General features: G+C 65.1%; 13 protein-coding genes. 4 read left to right on the plus strand and 9 right to left on the minus strand.

Annotated elements, in window-relative coordinates; translation table 11 throughout:
- Window positions 1–19: 19 nt before the first annotated feature.
- From GFD32_RS20045 to GFD32_RS02545, 6 genes are all read right to left on the minus strand, one after another.
- Window positions 20–4,645: an EAL domain-containing protein gene (locus GFD32_RS20045; RefSeq protein WP_320416205.1), complete on the minus strand. Its 4,626-nt coding sequence runs from the start codon at window positions 4,643–4,645 to the stop codon at window positions 20–22.
- The gene (locus GFD32_RS02525; RefSeq protein WP_163574996.1) at window positions 4,642–5,970 is read right to left on the minus strand and encodes an HD domain-containing phosphohydrolase; all 1,329 of its coding nucleotides are present in this window, start codon (window positions 5,968–5,970) and stop codon (window positions 4,642–4,644) included. The genes GFD32_RS20045 and GFD32_RS02525 overlap by 4 nt, the downstream gene beginning before the upstream one ends.
- Entirely contained in the window at window positions 5,967–6,830 is an 864-nt protein-coding gene (locus GFD32_RS02530) for an ATP-binding protein (RefSeq protein WP_240455523.1), read from the minus strand. The genes GFD32_RS02525 and GFD32_RS02530 overlap by 4 nt, the downstream gene beginning before the upstream one ends.
- A gap of 108 nt (window positions 6,831–6,938) precedes the next feature.
- Complete coding sequence (locus tag GFD32_RS02535; protein WP_163574998.1) at window positions 6,939–7,421, minus strand: peroxiredoxin; 483 nt, start codon at window positions 7,419–7,421, stop codon at window positions 6,939–6,941.
- A gap of 36 nt (window positions 7,422–7,457) precedes the next feature.
- The gene (locus GFD32_RS02540; protein ID WP_163574999.1) at window positions 7,458–8,147 is read right to left on the minus strand and encodes an SDR family oxidoreductase; all 690 of its coding nucleotides are present in this window, start codon (window positions 8,145–8,147) and stop codon (window positions 7,458–7,460) included.
- Between the two features lie 72 nt (window positions 8,148–8,219).
- Window positions 8,220–9,110 carry a LysR family transcriptional regulator gene (locus tag GFD32_RS02545; protein WP_163575000.1) on the minus strand — a complete coding sequence of 297 codons (891 nt, stop codon included), beginning with the start codon at window positions 9,108–9,110 and terminating at the stop codon, window positions 8,220–8,222.
- A 175-nt stretch (window positions 9,111–9,285) separates the two neighbouring features.
- Between GFD32_RS02545 and GFD32_RS02550 the strand changes: the two genes are divergently transcribed.
- Genes GFD32_RS02550 through GFD32_RS02565 form a run of 4 tightly spaced genes read left to right on the plus strand, consistent with a single transcriptional unit; the run spans window position 9,286 to window position 13,932 of the window.
- Window positions 9,286–10,251 carry a TAXI family TRAP transporter solute-binding subunit gene (locus GFD32_RS02550; RefSeq protein WP_163575001.1) on the plus strand — a complete coding sequence of 322 codons (966 nt, stop codon included), beginning with the start codon at window positions 9,286–9,288 and terminating at the stop codon, window positions 10,249–10,251.
- A 21-nt stretch (window positions 10,252–10,272) separates the two neighbouring features.
- Complete coding sequence (locus tag GFD32_RS02555) at window positions 10,273–12,168, plus strand: TRAP transporter permease (protein WP_163575002.1); 1,896 nt, start codon at window positions 10,273–10,275, stop codon at window positions 12,166–12,168.
- A complete protein-coding gene (locus GFD32_RS02560) occupies window positions 12,165–13,556 on the plus strand; it encodes an acyclic terpene utilization AtuA family protein (RefSeq protein WP_163575003.1) in 1,392 nt (463 codons plus the stop codon). The genes GFD32_RS02555 and GFD32_RS02560 overlap by 4 nt, the downstream gene beginning before the upstream one ends.
- The gene (locus GFD32_RS02565; RefSeq protein ID WP_163575004.1) at window positions 13,540–13,932 is read left to right on the plus strand and encodes an AtuA-related protein; all 393 of its coding nucleotides are present in this window, start codon (window positions 13,540–13,542) and stop codon (window positions 13,930–13,932) included. The genes GFD32_RS02560 and GFD32_RS02565 overlap by 17 nt, the downstream gene beginning before the upstream one ends.
- Here GFD32_RS02565 and GFD32_RS02570 read toward each other — a convergent pair.
- From GFD32_RS02570 to GFD32_RS02580, 3 genes are all read right to left on the minus strand, one after another.
- Window positions 13,911–14,273: a HepT-like ribonuclease domain-containing protein gene (locus GFD32_RS02570; RefSeq protein WP_163575005.1), complete on the minus strand. Its 363-nt coding sequence runs from the start codon at window positions 14,271–14,273 to the stop codon at window positions 13,911–13,913. The genes GFD32_RS02565 and GFD32_RS02570 overlap by 22 nt on opposite strands.
- The gene (locus tag GFD32_RS02575) at window positions 14,270–14,560 is read right to left on the minus strand and encodes a nucleotidyltransferase family protein (protein WP_163575006.1); all 291 of its coding nucleotides are present in this window, start codon (window positions 14,558–14,560) and stop codon (window positions 14,270–14,272) included. Before GFD32_RS02575 ends, GFD32_RS02570 begins: the two co-directional genes overlap by 4 nt.
- Window positions 14,561–14,693: 133 nt before the next feature.
- A complete protein-coding gene (locus GFD32_RS02580; RefSeq protein ID WP_163575007.1) occupies window positions 14,694–16,046 on the minus strand; it encodes a NarK family nitrate/nitrite MFS transporter in 1,353 nt (450 codons plus the stop codon).
- Window positions 16,047–16,145: the final 99 nt, after the last annotated feature.

Here is a 16,145-nt window from a genome sequence, read left to right on the forward strand (position 1 = left end):
TGGCTGCGTCGTCGGTCGATCAAGACGGCGCCTGAACCTGCATCAATGCCGCCTTGCGAAACGCCTGCTGCACCACCTGGCGCAACTCGTCGTCGTCCCAGGGCTTGGTCAGGAACTTGAAGATGGCGCCTTCGTTGATTGCCGTGGTCACGGTCTTCAGGTCAGTGTAGCCCGACAATACGATCTGGATCGTCTCCGGATGGAGTTCCTTGACGCGACGCAGGAATTCCGTGCCGCTCATCTCCGGCATGCGTTGGTCGCTGATGATGACCTGAACGTCCTCGGTAGCCAGCAACTCGAAAGCCTGCTGGGGGCTTTCCGTTGCCAGGATGCGGTAGCCATCGCGGCGCAGCGTGCGAGTCAAGGCGTTCAGGATGTTGGCCTCGTCGTCGAGCAACAGCACCGTGGGTTTACCGGCTTCGCCGTTCTCGCGTGCCAGGCGCAGGCGCTGGGCGGCATGGTTGTCGTGTAGGAAGCCCTCGAGCTCGTCCAGCGGCATGGGGCGGGCGAAGTAGTAGCCCTGATACATGTCGCACGGCAGCTTCTGCAGGAAGGCGTGCTGTGCCTGGGTCTCCACGCCCTCGGCCACCACCTTGACCGGCAGCGAGCTGGCCATGGAGATGATGCCCTTGACGATGGCGGCATCCCGATGGTCGCTGATAACGTCGCGAATGAAGGAACGGTCGATCTTGATCTTGTCGATGGGCAGCTGCTTCAGATAGCTCAGGCTGGAAAAGCCGGTGCCGAAGTCATCGATGGCGATCTTGATGCCCTGCTCGCGCAGGACGTGCAGGGTGTCGATCACGCCTTCGGAGCCGTCCATCAGCACGCCCTCGGTGAGCTCCAGCTCGAGAAGCTCGGGTGCCAGGCCGGTAGTGGCCAGAGTGTCGTGGACATGACTCACGAAGCGGCTGCGCTGGAACTGCATGGGTGAGACGTTCGCCGACATCACCAATGGGCCCAGCCCCAGCTCGTTGAGATGGCGGTTGTCGCGACAGGCGGTAGCCAGCACCCAGTCGCTGATGGGGATGATCTGGCCGGTATCCTCTGCCAGCCCGATGAACTCCATGGGCGACACGTAGCCGCGCTCGGGATGGCGCCAGCGGATCAGCGCCTCGAAACCGATCACCGAGCCGCTGGCGCCGTGGATTTGCGGCTGATAGTGGAGTTCGAACTGCTCCTCTTCGATGGCGCGCTGCAGGGCGTTGCGCAGCGTCACGCGCTGGCTGACCTTGTGATTGAGATCCTGGGTGAACCACTGGTAGGTGTTGCGGCCGTGGCGCTTGGCCTTGTACATGGCCAGGTCGGCCTGTTGGATGAGACGCGTGGGCCGTAGGTCGTCGTCCTGGTGCAGGGCGATGCCGATGCTCGCCGTCAGGCGCAGCTCGCTGTCGCCATCGCGGTAGGGGCGGGCGACGCTGTCGAGCAGTCGTTCGACGATGGGCAGGACGTCGTCCTGGTGGGCCAGGTCGGGCAGCAGGATGACGAATTCGTCGCCGCCGAAGCGGGCCACGGTGTCGCCGGGGCGTACCCCGGCTTCCAGGCGACGGGCGACCTCGATGAGAATGTGGTCACCGATCTCGTGGCCCAGGGTATCGTTGATCGGCTTGAAATCGTCGAGATCGACGAACAGCACGGCCAGGCTGCGCGCATAGCGATGGGCGAACTGGCTGCTCTGGGCCAGGCGGTCCTCGAGGAGGGTGCGGTTGGGCAGGCCGGTGAGCGCGTCGTGGCTGGCATGATAGGCGAGCCGAGACTCGTACTCGCGTTGCGTAGAGATGTCGTTCTGGATGCCGATGAAGTGGGTGACCTCGCCCTGGTCGTCGAATACCGGCGAAATGTACAGGTCGTTCCAGAAGGGCGAGCCGTCCTTGCGGTAGTTGAGCAGCGTGACGTGAAGCATGCGCCGTGCCTCGATGCCCAGGCGCAAGGCGCGTCTAGCCCCGGGATCGGTGTGCTCGCCCTGCAGCATGCGGCAATTGTGGCCGATCACTTCTTCGCGGGTGTAGCCGGTGATCTTTTCGAAGGCGGCATTGGCATAGATGATCGGGTAGCCCGGCTGTTGGGCGTCGGCGATCACGACGCCGTTGACGCTGGACTCGATGCCGCGCTCCAGAATGCGCAGCTGGCGTTCGGCGGCCTTGCGAGCGTTGATGTTCTGGAAGTAGACGGCCAGCCCTTCGTCGGAGGGGTAGGCATGCACTTCCACCCATAGATCGAGCCGCGGATTGTGCTCCTCGAAGGTGACGGAAATACCGTCGGCGACCGCACGCCGGTATTCCGTCTCGAAAAGCGTGCCCTCTGCCTCGGGAAAGGCTTGCCAGATATCCTGACCTAGCAGTTCCTGTCGCGAGCGCTGCAGGAGCCGTTCCGCCTCGTGGTTCAAGTAGCTGAAGCGCCACTCGGCATCCAGGGTGAAAAAGCCGTCGGTGATGCTCTCCAGCGTAGTGGTGAGTCGTTCGGCGAGCTGGTGCACCTCGTCCTGCAGGCGCTTGCGCTCGGTGATGTCCTGGGTCGAGCCCTGGGCACGGATGACTTCACCCTGCTCGTTGCGCATCGCCTCGCCGATGACGCGCACGTAACGATGGCGACCCTTGGCCGTGACGATCTCGAAGACGTCGTCGATCGGTTTGCCCTCGCGCACGCAGGTTTCGAAAGCCTGCTGCAGGCGCTCGCGGTAGGCCGGTTTGTAGTAGGCGATGGCCTGCTCGAGGGTAGGCTGGAAGCCGGCAGGCTCGTCGTGAATGGCGCACACCTCGTCGGACCAGATCGGTCGTCCCTCGCTGAGATCGAAGTACCAGCCACCGATCTGAGCGGTGCGACCGACGATACGGAACAGTCTGCGGTCGCGAACCTGCTGTGCCTCGGCCTGCTTGCGCAGGGTGACGTCCCTTGCCACGGCGTAGATGACCGACTCGTCGCCAAGGGCGGCGTTGATCTCGACCCAGTGCGTCTCGTCGCGGGCATCGACGACGCGGGCTTCCAGCTGTTGAATCCTGCCTCCTCCGGCCAGTGCCTGTATGGCCTGGGCGATCAGCGGCTGGTCGTCGGGATGGATCAGCCGGCCGTAGGTGCTTCCGATGAGTTGATCGTGGCTGAACCCCAGTAACTGTTGGAATGCCGGATTCACCTGCAGGAATCGCCCCTCCAGGTCGACGCGGCAGAAGAGCTCCAGCGATAGCGTGAAGAACTGGTCGCGCTGTTTCATCGTCTGCTCGAGGGCGCGATGGCTGGCGTTCAGCCGGTGGCGGCGCTCTCGGGAGAGCTGGTTCAGCCCCAGGCTGATCATCAGCAGATAGGTGAACAGCAGGCCGCTCAGCAGGGTCAAGGTCGGCATCACGGCGCTGAGTCGAAGGTGCGAGCGCGGCAGGGCAGCGGTCAGGGTCCACCCACCGCTGCCGGGAATCTCGATGTGCTGTTGGGCAATGGCCTGCAGCGCCTGGTCGGACGTCGCCTCGAGGGAGTCGAAAAGCACCTCGCCTTCATGTGCCACCTGGAGATGAAAAGGATCGGTGTGTGACTCCTGGCGCTCGAACAGCGTGGCCACATTGATGCTCGATACCAGCCAGTGTGGCGACGACAGCGACAGGGGGAGTGCCAGCAGCAACCAGTGCTCACCCCGAGGACCGCGGATGGCCGTGCTGTGGAGCGCATGGCGACCCACTGGGGAGTCATCTTTGGCCTTGCTGGCCGATGACAGGACATTGGCGATCCAGCCGTCATCGATATCGGGATGACGCGATTCGCCGTCCAGGAATTGGAAGTCGTCATCCAGCACGGCAATGAAGTCCAGCGAAGGGAAGTCTTCCAGGTAACTGTCGAGTTCGTGCTGGCGCAGCGGTGCGGCAGGAATTCGCCCGAGCGTTTCCCAACGTCCAACCAGCCGCTGCAGCAGCCGAACCCGGTCTTCGATGTCGTGCTCTATCGTGGCTTTCACGTGCGAGAGCGTGAAGACGCCGCCTTGTTCCAGCCGTTGCAAGCTCTGGCTGCTCAGGTAATACCAGCCACTCACTGCCAGCAGGATGCCAAGGGCACCGGCCGCCAGCGGTAGCGGCGAAAGTCGTACCGGGGGGCATCGCTTCAGCTGGCCCTGAATCAGGATCACCGCTCCACCGGCAGTGACGATCAGCCCGGCGATCACTGCCGTGGTGGCGTGGGTGAACAGCGCCTCCGGCAAGGGAGTCAGCCAGCCGAGCAATACGAAAGTACCGCCAGACACCACCGCCAGCCAGGCTAGGAGGCGAGCGGCATGTCGGAGGCGTCGGTTTTGGCAGCCACTCGCCAGCATGCCGAGGGCGATGAGGGTGAACATCAGTGCCATGGCATCCGGCATGCTGCCGGGGAAGGCTCGCCACGGGCTGGTCACGGCGATGCCGAGCAGCGCTAACGCCGTCAGACGGGAGCTGACGGGGCGAGCGAAAGCGTGAAAGAGTACCGCCAGGCCGAGTAGCGCCGTTGCCAGGCCGCCATCCACCTGAATCAGCGGCCTTTCGGCGACCGGAAACGCACCGATGGCGGCATCGAGCAGGGCGAACAGGCCGATGCCGAGGCAGCTCAGTGCCACCAGCAGGGTCGCGACGGCGCGATACAGGGGGGTGGTTGTCGTCTCGTTGTCGTTCAACGTCGCCTCTCGAAACGAGGTCAAGGCTCGTCTTCGGTTGCTTCGGGCGGATGCACCAGCAGTTCGAGCCGCACGTCTTCCAGCTCTTCCAGGCGCATGAGCTTGTCGATCAGGCTACGCGACAGCGCCTTGCCCCGATTCAACAATAGCGTACCGCTGGGCGAGAGCAGATCCTGGGCGAGCTGCATGCCGGGCTCCAGACGTGCGGTTTCCAGCGACAGCACCTTCTTGCCGCCCAGTCCCAAGTCGGGGGCCTGCTCGACGCAGAGTTCCACGAACGGCGCAACCAGTGCCGGGTCGTAGACGCGGCCGGCGAACTTTTCCAGCAGGGCGAGGGCACTGTGCCGAGGCACCTTGCGCGGCAGGATCATGCCGCGTTGCAGTTCGACGAAATCCACGGCCAGCGCCAGCAGTCGGGCGCCATAGGGAATGGCGTGCTCGCGGAGGTGGTCGGGATAGCCGCTGCCGTTCCAGCGTTCGCGATGATGACGGATGATCTTCGCCGCCCCTTCCAGATGTTCCAGGGCCATCAGCAGGCTCTCGCCGCTTTCCGGGTAGCGGCGGTAGGCATCGCGGTCGGCAGCATAGAGGCGCTCGGAGGGCGTGGTCAGCAGGTGGTCGTTCCAGGTCAGCTTGCCGAGGTTGTAAAGGGCCGCCGCCATCTGCAGGTCGCGCTGGGTCTCTTCGTCGAGTTCCTGCTGCTCGGCGAAGGCCTTGAGCAGCTCGCTCACCGTGGCATTGGTCTGCAAGTCTTTCGGCAGACGCTGGGTGATCAGCGAGGAGAATACGCGCGTGGCGGTGACATAGCTCTGCTCCAGCTCGCCGTAGGCGGCGTCGAGCATGTCGGCGGTTTGCTGGAGCTCGGCGGTGCGCTCGGCGACCCGCCGCTCCAGGGTGGCGTTGAGTTCGCTGAGTTCGCGGTTCTGGGCCTGGGTCAGCGCCTCCAGGCGTTGCTGCTCGCGCTGGGCTTGCTGATGAGCCAGCGCCAGTTGAAGGGTCTGGCGTAGCTCGGTGGCATCCCAGGGCTTGGCGATGTAGCGATAGACATGCCCTTCGTTGATGGCACGCACGGCGGCGTTCAGGTCGGCCTTGCCGGTGAGCAGCAGGCGCAGGCAGTCGGGATGTTCGTGCTGGATTCGCGCCAGCATTTCGATGCCGTCCATTCCCGGCATCAGCGCATCCGAGATGACGGCGTCGACGGGCTCGGTGGCCAGATGGGCGAGCGCTGCCTCGCCATCGTTGGCGGTCAACAGGCGGTAGCCCTCGTGACGCAGCTCTCGTTGCAAGGCGGCGAGCACGTGGGGCTCGTCGTCGACAAGCAGCAGAGTGGTGGTGGGCGTGTCGGTCATCGTGGATCGGACTCCGGCTCTGGCTGTGGGGCACGGGGTTGGTGGATCGGCAACCATACCCGGAAACGGCTGCCCTGATCGGGATCGCTCGATACGTCGATATGGCCGCCGTGCTTCTGCACGATACTCCAGGAGAGAGCCAGCCCCAGCCCCGTGCCTTCACCCACCGGCTTGGTGGTGAAGAAGGGTTCGAAGAGGCGTTCACGGTGTTCGGCGGGAATGCCGTGGCCAGTATCCTCGATCTCGAACCAGGCGCGTTCGGTGTCGCAGCCGGTACGGATGACGATGCGCCCGCGCCCGTCGATGGCCTGGACGGCGTTGGTCAACAGGTTCAGCGCCACCTGGTTGATCTGAGACGGCAGGCACTCCACGGCGGGAAGCTCGCCGTACTCTTTGACCACCTCGGCCTTGTACTTGAGCTCGTTGTTGACGAGGCTGAGCGTGGTTTCCAGGCCGCGGTGGAGGTCGGCGGCCACGAAGTCCTCCTCGTCGATGTGCGAGAAGTCCTTCAAGGCGGTGATGATGGACTTGACCCGTTCGATGCCTTCTTCGGATTCGCTGATCAGTGCCCGAACGTCTTCACGAATGTAGCCGTAATCGAGCTGCTTCTTGAGGGCTTGCAGCTCTTCCAGACAGGTGACTCTATCCGAGGCGTCGACGATTTCCAGCAGGTCGCGCACGTAGTCGGCCAACGTCTTCAGGTTCGAGAAGACGTAGCCGATGGGGTTGTTGATCTCGTGGGCGACCCCGGCGGCGAGCTGGCCGATGGAAGCGAGCTTCTCGGATTGCAGCAGTTGGCTGTTGGCCTGTTCCAGGTCACGCAACAGCTGGGCCGCGCGCTGATGCTCGGCATGAGACATGTCACCCCCTGAGCGTGTCGGCCGGCCAGGCATGCCTGGCCGGGAGTCGGATACCTCCAGCTATTTATTCGGCATGATTGGCCATTTCTTGAGTGTGGAATACCACTTTTATAGATGAGCCAGGATGGCGTCGGCGCTGCTGTCTTCCACGACGCCGCGCTGGGTGTCGACGCCCAAGTACTCCACCACGCCGTCGTTGGCGATCAGCGCGTAGCGGTAGCTGCGCACGCCCATGCCGCCGGCGCTGGCGTCGCGATCCATGTCGATGGCACGGGTGAAGTCGGCATTGCCGTCGGCCAGCATGAGGATGTGCTCGGCGTTCTGGTCCTTCTGCCAGGCGCCCATCACGAAGGCGTCGTTCACCGACAGGCAGGCCAGGACGTCGGCGCCCTTGGCCAATATCTTGTCGGCATTGACCACGAAGCCTGGCATGTGGGTATTGGAGCAACCCGGGGTGAAGGCACCGGGTACGGCGAACAGCACCACGCGCTTGCCGGCGAACAGTTCGCCGGTGCGGATGTCCTCGGGGCCGTCGAGGCCGGGTGTCTTCACGGTGATGTCGGGAAGGGTATCGCCTACGGAGAGGGACATTGACGACTCCTGATGTCGGGGGAAAGTGGGCCGGGTTCAGTCGCTTTCCGGCGGAGTGGGACGCACGAGTATTTCGTTGACGTCGACGTGGGCCGGCTGGCCGAGGGCGTAGAGCACGGCATTGGCAACGTCGCGATCCTCCAGCGCATGTTCCGGCGCTTCGTCGAAGAAGGGGGTGTCGACCATGCCGGGTTCGATCAGCGTCACGCGGATGCCGCTGCCGCGTAGCTCCTCGCGAAGATTGTAGCCGATGCCGGTCACCGCCCACTTGGTGGCACTGTACATCGAGCCGGGGATGGTGGCACGCCCCGCCGCCGAGCCGGTGAGCAGCACGTGGCCACGGCTTCTGCGCAGCGCCGGCAGGGTAGCCTGGACGGTGAGCCCGACGCCGTAGACGTTGGTCAAGATCATGTCGCGCCAGGCTTGGTGGTCGGCCCCGCTAAAGCCGCCGGGCGAGCCGCCGCGCCCGGCGTTGGCGAACACGGCATCGATGCGACCGAAACGCTCCAGCGCCTGCTCCACCATCGCCTGCTGGTCGGCCATGTCGGTGACGTCCACGCGTACGGTGTGCACGTTCTCCGGGCCGAGTTCGCGAGCTAGGGCCTCCAGCTTGGCTTCCGTGCGAGCCGCCAGAACCAGTTTGTAGTTTGCCCGAGAGGCGGCCCGCGCGGTGGCTGCACCAATGCCGCTGGAGGCGCCGGTGATCAGCAGTACACGATCTCGCATGTTCGTCTCCTGTGCCAGTCAATGGACATCCCTTTCAGCATGGCTACCGCGTCGACGTGCTGCAAATGGTGCTCATGCCTCGGCCTGGGCGACGATCATCTCGCGCAGCGTCGCCGCCGCGGCGGAAAGCGGGTGACGACGGCGCTGTATGATGCCGAGCGGGCGTCCGATATGGGGCTGCACCAGCGGCCGATACGCGATGCCGTGGGTGGCGATCTGCCGGAAGCTCAGTTCCGGCAGTACGCTGATGCCGACGCCGGCGGCGACCATCCGTCCGACCGTGGCGATCTGGCTGGCATCGCAGAGAATGTCGAGCGTCTTGCCCACGTCCGCCATGATGCGGTCGATGTCCTGGCGGGAGCTGGACAGCCGGTGGATGCCGATGAACGGGTGGCCGGCGAGCTGAGCCCACTCGACCTGTGGCTGGGCGAGCAGCGCATGGTCGCTGGGGCAGACGGCGACGTAGCGGTCCTCCAGCACCGGCTCGAAGTGGAACTCCTCGGCGTCGAGGGGCGGTACCGAGAGCCCCAGATCGGCGCGGCCTTCTCTCACCATGGCGTTGACCTGCTCGGCGAGCACGTCGTGCAGGGCGAAGTTGATGCGCGGGTAACGGTCGTGAAAGGCGGCGATGATGCCCGGCAGCAGGCCGGCGGCCAGCGTGGGCAAGGCCGCCACGGTGACCTTGCCGCGATTCTTGGAGAAGAGGTCGTCGAGATCCTCGAAGGCTTCCGTCCAGTCGTTGAGCAGACGAATGGCCACTGGCAGAAAGGCTTCGCCTTCCGGGGTCAGCGACAGCTGGCGGGTGGTGCGCGAGAACAGTGCGCCACCCACGCTCTCTTCCAGCTTGCGCAGGGCAATGGAGATGGCGGGCTGGGAAAGGTGAATGCGCTCGCTGGCCTCGGCGAGGCTGCGCGATTGCGCCACGGCCACGAAGGCGCTGAGCTGCCGGATGCTGGGTTTCATTTAGAAAGTAAAACAGATTTTAAAAACAATTCAATATACAAAAAATAAGGCGGTGTCCATGCTGCCAGTGTGCTGTGACCGGGCCGCCGCCATGCGGGGACGCCGATCCCCGGCTGCGCAGCCCATAGGCGCAATCCGTGACAACAACAAGCCCGATTGCGGGCAGGAGCCAACCATGAAAACGCTGCTCACCGCTGCGGCCGCCAGTGCCGCCATCCTCACCGCTGCCACCGTTCCCGCCCAGGAACGCCTGCTGATCGGCTCGACCTCCAGCTCGTCGAGCCACTACGGCTACTTCGTGGCGGTCAACCAGATCATCAACGGCGAGCTCGACGGCGTGAGTTCCTCCGTCGCCGAGACCGGAGCCACCGTCGACAACCTGCGCCGGCTCAGCCGAGATCAGATCGACATGGGGCTGGTGACCACCAACACCGGCTATCACGCCTATGCGGGACAGGGCGACTTCGCAGACCGTGCCGTGGATAGCCGACTGCTGTGGGTTTACACCGTGGCGCCGCAGAACGTGGTGCTGCGCGAAGACGCCGGGGTCGAGAGCCTCGACGATCTGGACGGGGTACGCCTCAATCCGGGGATCACCGGTTCGGCCACCGAGAGCACTACCGAGGCCGTTCTGGAAACCCTCGGCATCGCCCCCGAGTACGTGCGCGGCTCCACCACTGATGTGGTCGACTCCATCAAGGACGATCGCATCGCCGGCTACGTGAAGTCCGGGGTCGGCAACCGCCTGGACGGCTCGACCATGGACATCGCCACCTTCACGCCCATCGAGGTGCTCTCGCTCAGCGACGAGCAGGCCGAGACCTTGCGCAGCGAGATGCCCGACATTGCCGTGGTGGACATTCCCGAAGGCGCGGGTGAGGGTATTCCCGCCTATACCACCTGGGCCTTCGGCGTGGCCGTGCATGCCCATCCGGACATGGACGAGGAGACCGCCTACCAGATCGTCAAGGCGGTGATGGAGAACCCCGAGCCCCAGGCCAACGCCTTCTCCGCGGTCAAGGGTGCCGACCTGGCGGAGATGACCCTCGATGTAGGTACCGTGCCGCTGCATGGCGGTGCTGCCCGCTACTTCGAGGAGCAAGGGATGGAGATTCCCGACGCTCTGCAGCCCGCGGAATAAGGCTCGGTCGAGGAACTTCCCATGCGCGAGAACCTGACCCGAGTGCTGGCCCTGACGCTGGGCGGGCTGATCCTGTATACCTCGGCCACTGGCCCCTTCGAGAGCCTGATCCAGCGGGGGATCTTTCTCGCGCTGGTGATCCTGCTGGGGCTGACCGTGTATCCCCTGGGGGCCGGCACCCGCTGGCGGCCCCTGGGCCTGGCCGTCGACGCGTCGCTGGCGGTAGGCGTGGTGCTGGCCTGCGGTTACGTGGTGATGAACCAGGAGCGCATCCTGGTGGAACTGCCCTGGGCGGGGCCGCGTGACATGCTCTTCACCGGCGTGCTGCTGGTCGCCATCCTCGAGCTGTCGCGGCGGGCCGTCGGGGCGATCTTTCCGCTGCTGGTGGTGGCCGGCCTGGCCTATGCCTGGTTCGGGGCGCTCATACCCGGTCCGCTGGGACATCGCGGTTTCGATCTGGCCTACATGACCGAGACCATCTATCTCGGCGACCTGGGCGTATGGGGCATGCTGGTGGGCGTCGCCGCCACCACCATTGCGGCCTTCGTGCTGTTCGGCTGCCTGTTGCTGCACACCGGTGGCGGCCAGACCTTCATGGATCTGGCTCTGCGCATCAGCGGGCGTTCGCCGGGGGGCGCGGCCAAGGTGGCCACCGTGGCGTCGGGACTGTTCGGCATGGTCAGTGGCAGTGCGGTGGCCAACGTGGCCACCACCGGCAACTTCACCATCCCGATGATGAAGCGGCTCGACTACCCTCGGCCCTTTGCTTCCGGCGTGGAGGCCGTGGCTTCCACCGGCGGGCAGATCGCTCCGCCGATCCTCGGGGCAGCGGCCTTCATCATGGCCGAGATCCTCGGCGAGAGTTACGTGCGCATCGCCCTGGCGGCGCTGCTGCCGGCGATTCTCTTCTATCTGGGCGTGTTCCTGACCATCCACCTGGTGGCCAGGCGACGCCAGCTGCGTGTGGTGCCCGACGACGAACTGCCCAGTTGGACCGAGGTGCTGCGCCCGGGACGCATCGTGCCGATCCTCGCGGCCCTGGGCGGGCTGTTCTACGGCGTGCTCTCGGGGCACTCGATCCAGATGTCGGCGTTCTACGGCATCCTGATGACGGTGCTGACCTTCGTCCCCTTTGCCCTGCTGGCGCGGACGGCGTGGCGTGAGATCTTTGCCAAGCTGCTGTCGGGGCTCATGGATGCCGGCCGGGGCATGGTGATCATCGGCGTGCTGCTCGCCGGGGCGCAGATCCTGGTGGCGATGATCGGCATGACCGGCATCGGGGTGACGCTTGCCAGCCTGATCGTCAACGTGGGCGGCGAGTCGCTGTTCCTGGTGGCGGGCATCGTCGGCGGCGTGTGCTTGATCCTGGGCATGGGCATTCCCACCACCGCCGCTTACGTCTTGGTGGCCTCGGTGCTGGCGCCGGCGCTCACCACCATCGGCGTCGAGCCGCTGATCGCCCATCTGTTCGTGTTCTACTTCGCCACCCTGTCGGTCATCACGCCGCCGGTGTGCGTGGCGGTGTTCGTGGCGGCGGGCATCGCCGACACCAATTGGTTGCCGGCGGCCGGCGAGGCCGTGCGCCTGGCGGCGGCCATCTACGTGATTCCCTTCCTGCTGCTGATCTACCCCGCCCTGGCCGGCTTCGGCGGTGCAGTCGACATTCTGCTGGCGATCTGTCAGGGCGTGGTGTTCGTGTTGGCCTTCGCCTCGCTGATGTCGCGGGTGGCGATCACCGCCCATCGCTGGCTCGATGTCGCCGGTCTGGTGCTGGTGATCGGTCTGGCGCTGACGCCGGGCTGGCTCACCACCACCGCGGCGCTGCTGGCGCTGGTGGCGCTGTACGGCACGCGACGGCGGCGAGGGGCATACTGCAACGCTGCCGGGAAGCTGCCGGCCGAGGAGACCCACCCATGACCTTTCTGCTGGGAAGCGGCGCGGGTTTCTCCGGCGACCGCACCGATGCGGCGATTCCGGTGGTGGCCGAGCTGATTCGGCGTGGCCAGCCCTGTGCGCTGCTCTTCGAGACCCTGGGCGAACGCACTCTGGCGGCAGCCCATCGCGCCATGCGCGACGATCCTGACAAGGGCTATGAACCGCTGCTGGATGAGCTGCTCTCTCCCGTGCTCGGCGACTGCCTGGCCCATGGCATTCGCGTGCTGGGCAACTTCGGCGCCGCCAATCCGCTGGGGGCGTGCCGGCGCGTGCGCTCGCTGGCCGAGGCGGTGGGCAGGGAGAGGGCGCGCATCGGCTTGGTGGAAGGAGACGACATTCGCGATCGCCTGGCGGGCCTCGACTTGCAGCGCTGGGAGGCGGAAAACCGTGACCTGCCGGGCGAGGAAGCGTTGATCTCGGCCAACGTCTATCTCGGGGCGGCTCCCCTGGTGGAAGCGCTCGAACGAGGGGCGGAGGTGGTGGTGACCGGGCGCGTCGCCGATCCGGCACTGTTCCTGGCCCCGCTGGTACACCATTTCGGCTGGGCCTGGGACGACTGGGACCGCCTTGCCGCCGGCATGATGGCCGGGCATCTGGGAGAGTGCGGTGCCCAGGTGAGCGGCGGCTACTTCGCCGACCCGGGGGTCAAGGACGTGCCCGGATTGGCCACGGTGGGCTATCCCATCATCGAAGTGGAGGAGGACGGCAGTCTGACGGTCACCAAGCCTCCGGGCACCGGCGGCCTGGTGACCGAGCGTACGGTCAAGGAGCAACTGCTCTACGAGGTACACGACCCCGCCAACTACCTGACGCCGGATGTGGTGGTGGATCTCTCCCGGGTCGTGGTGCGCGAGGTGGGGCCCGATCGGGTGGCGGTCAGCGGAATCCGTGGCAAATCGGCACCGGAACGGCTCAAGACCACCGTCTGCTACGAAGGCGGCTGGCAGGGCGAGGCGGAGATATCCTACGCCGGGCCCAATGCGTTGGCCCGCGCCCAACTGGCGGCCGACATTCTCCGCGAGCGGCTGGGCTTTCGCGCGCCGCCCGAGCTGCGCTCGCGGCTGGATCTGATCGGCCATGCCAGCGTCTTCGACAGCGACGACGGCGAGCTGCAGGCGCGCCGACAGTCGAGCGAGTCGGGCGATTATCGCCTGCGGCTGGCCGTCGAGCACCCCGAGCGCCGCTGGGTCGAGCGCGCCACCCAGGAATTGCTGGCGCTCTACTGCGCGGGGCCCGCGGGCGGTGGCGGCGTGCGTCGCCACTTCCAGCGCCGCGTGTGCACGGCCTCCTACCTGGTCAAGCGCAGCGACGTGGTTGCCCATGCCACCCTGTTCGACGAGAGGAGCGAAGCCCATGCCGCCAGTCACTGAGGTCGCTACGTCGGCGAGCGTGCCGCTGCATCGTCTGGCCCACGCGCGGGCCGGCGACAAGGGCGACCGGCTCAACCTCGCGCTGTTCGCCTATGCCGAGCGAGACTATCCGCTGCTGGTCGAACAGATCACCGAGTCGCGCGTGCTGGCCCTGTTTGCCCACCGCGGCGCCAGCCGCGTGCGCCGCTATCTGATGCCGGGCCTGGCGGGCATGAACCTGGTGATCGACGACGTGCTGCAGGGTGGCGTCAACGGTGCGCTCAATCTCGACGGTCACGGCAAGACCCTGTCGTTTCTGCTGCTCGGCATGGAGATCGAGAGCTGTTCGATAGCCGGGTCTCACGAAGAGAGCCGTCAATCGTCAGATGGGGGATGATCCGTGTTGAGCATCCGTTCGACAGCCGTTTTCAATACAGGAATGTGCTGCTGGAGCACGCCTTCAATGGCCAAGGGGTCGATCTCACCCAGGTAGTCGTGGACCAATATGTTGCGAAATCCACTGATTTGCTTCCAGGGGATGGCTGAATAGGCGCTCTTGAGGGAATCTGGGAGCCGTTGGGTAGCTTCCGACAGCGTTTGCAGATTGCGTAGGGCGGCGTCGTAGAGCACCTCGTCCTGCTGAATGTCGCCTCGGGCCTCGATCCGCTCCAGCTTGGCAATCGCATCGAGGATATGATGCGCATAGAGCGTCCAATCCTTGGCCTCGTCAGCCTTCACAGCTCGCGGGCCTCTGCTAGAACCCGTGCACGCAGATGCTGGTTGAGCTCGTGCTCGGGAATCAAATCCACGCGGTGGCCGGTGATTTCTTCGAGTCGCTCTGCCAGTGGGAGCCGTTGGGTGAAGAGGTCATAGCCACGGTCGAAATCGACCAGGAAGTCGACATCGCTGTCGGGTGTCTCTTCACCTCGGGCCACCGAACCAAACACGCGAATATGACGGGCCCCGTAACGCCGTGCCAATGCGGTGATGGCATCACGTTTTCGATGCAGCTCCTCTAATAACATGTCGTGGTACTCCCTGGCTGCCGATGGGTTCTGTTATAGCATGCCAAGCCATCTTCTGTGCGCGAATGAGGGCAAAGCAACACCTCAGCCCCAGCCTGGGCGTGTTGCTTTGCCTTGATCGTCGCTAGTGGCCTCAGCGAAGCGACAGGGCGCCGGCGCCGGTGTCGTCGCCCACCGCGTCGGTGTAGGCCTTGGCTTCCTCGGCTTCAGTGGCTTCGGTGAAGCGCACCGCGAGACAACACAGGGCGGCGATGATCACGGCGATGCCCAGGTAGAAGAGCCCCTGCTGGTAGGAGAGCGATTCCGAGCGGAACAGGAAGCCCGCCGCCACCGCCCCGGCGTTGCCGCCGGCGCCGACGATGCCGGCCACCGCACCCAGCGCCTTCTTGTTGATGAACGGTACCACCCCGAAGGTGGCGCCCTCGGCCATCTGCACGAAGAGGCTGAACACCAGCATGATGCCGATGGCCAGCGCCAGCACGTGCATCTGCGAGAAGAACATCAGGGCGATGCCCTCGCACAGCATGGCGATGAACAGCCAGCGCACGCGTCCCTTGAGGCCGCCGTTCTTGGCGAAGAGGTCCGAGAAGATACCGCCCAGAGTGCGCGCGAAGAGATTCATCAGCCCGAACAGTCCGGCGATCAAGCCGGCTGTGGCCAGTGTCAGATCGAAGTTGTCGAAGAAGTAGATGGCGGCGATGTTGTTGATGGTGAGTTCCACGCCGAAGCAGGCGGCATAGACCACGAACAGCGCCCAGACGCGGAAATCCTTGGCGGCGGCCATGAAGGTCTGGGTGGCGCCGCTCTCGCCGCTCGCCGCCGGCAGCTCACCCCTGGCACGCAGATCCTCGAAGTTGCCGTTGGGAGCGTCCTGGGTGAAGCGGTAGTAGGCGATGCCGGTGACGAAAAGCACGATACCCGGCACCACCATGGCCAGCCGCCAGCCGAGGGTTTCGCTCACGCCGAGCATCAGCACGCCGGCGAAGATCAGCGGCATCACGATCTGGGTGGTCCCCCCGCCCAAATTGCCCCAGCCGGCCGAGGTGGCGTTGGCGGTGCCCACTACGTTGGGGGCGAACATCACCGAGGTGTGGTACTGGGTGATGACGAAGGAAGCGCCGATGGCGCCGATGGCCAAGCGCGCCAGCAGGAAGGTCTCGAAACTGTCGGCGAAGCCGATGCCCATCACGGGTAGCGCGCCCAGGCAGAGCAGCCAGGTGTAGGCCTTGCGTGGCCCGATACGGTCGCAGAGCACGCCGATTGCCAGGCGCACGACGATGGTGATGGCCACCGAGGCGATGATGGTGTTGCCGATCTGAGTCTTGGTCAGGCCGAGATCGTCACGTACCACCGCCATCAGTGGGGCGATGCCGAACCAGCCGAAGAAGCAGATGTGAAAGGCGAACCACGAGAAGTGGAAAGCGCGCATCTGGGGGGTGTTGAAATTGAACAGGCGTATCCTGTTGGCCTTGCCGAGGATTTCCATGGGTGTCGACCTCGCGGGGTAGCGAATACATGAACGTGTCCTTCGGCGTTGAAGGTCAGGTTCGACGCACTCGTACTCCCGGGTCGGAGAGCCTGGTCC

Source organism: Halomonas faecis (assembly GCF_010993975.1).
Classification (GTDB): Bacteria; Pseudomonadota; Gammaproteobacteria; order Pseudomonadales; family Halomonadaceae; genus Halomonas; species Halomonas faecis.

What these genes read in the sequence shown, in the direction of transcription:
- GFD32_RS02540 (WP_163574999.1), bottom strand. Translation starts at nt 8,147, where the DNA reads ATGCGAGATCGTGTACTGCTGATCACCGGCGCCTCCAGCGGCATTGGT.
- GFD32_RS02525 (WP_163574996.1), bottom strand. Translation starts at nt 5,970, where the DNA reads ATGACCGACACGCCCACCACCACTCTGCTGCTTGTCGACGACGAGCCC.
- GFD32_RS02530 (WP_240455523.1), bottom strand. Translation starts at nt 6,830, where the DNA reads ATGTCTCATGCCGAGCATCAGCGCGCGGCCCAGCTGTTGCGTGACCTG.
- GFD32_RS02560 (WP_163575003.1), top strand. Translation starts at nt 12,165, where the DNA reads ATGACCTTTCTGCTGGGAAGCGGCGCGGGTTTCTCCGGCGACCGCACC.
- GFD32_RS02550 (WP_163575001.1), top strand. Translation starts at nt 9,286, where the DNA reads ATGAAAACGCTGCTCACCGCTGCGGCCGCCAGTGCCGCCATCCTCACC.
- GFD32_RS02545 (WP_163575000.1), bottom strand. Translation starts at nt 9,110, where the DNA reads ATGAAACCCAGCATCCGGCAGCTCAGCGCCTTCGTGGCCGTGGCGCAA.
- GFD32_RS02575 (WP_163575006.1), bottom strand. Translation starts at nt 14,560, where the DNA reads ATGTTATTAGAGGAGCTGCATCGAAAACGTGATGCCATCACCGCATTG.
- GFD32_RS02535 (WP_163574998.1), bottom strand. Translation starts at nt 7,421, where the DNA reads ATGTCCCTCTCCGTAGGCGATACCCTTCCCGACATCACCGTGAAGACA.
- GFD32_RS02580 (WP_163575007.1), bottom strand. Translation starts at nt 16,046, where the DNA reads ATGGAAATCCTCGGCAAGGCCAACAGGATACGCCTGTTCAATTTCAAC.
- GFD32_RS02555 (WP_163575002.1), top strand. Translation starts at nt 10,273, where the DNA reads ATGCGCGAGAACCTGACCCGAGTGCTGGCCCTGACGCTGGGCGGGCTG.
- GFD32_RS02565 (WP_163575004.1), top strand. Translation starts at nt 13,540, where the DNA reads ATGCCGCCAGTCACTGAGGTCGCTACGTCGGCGAGCGTGCCGCTGCAT.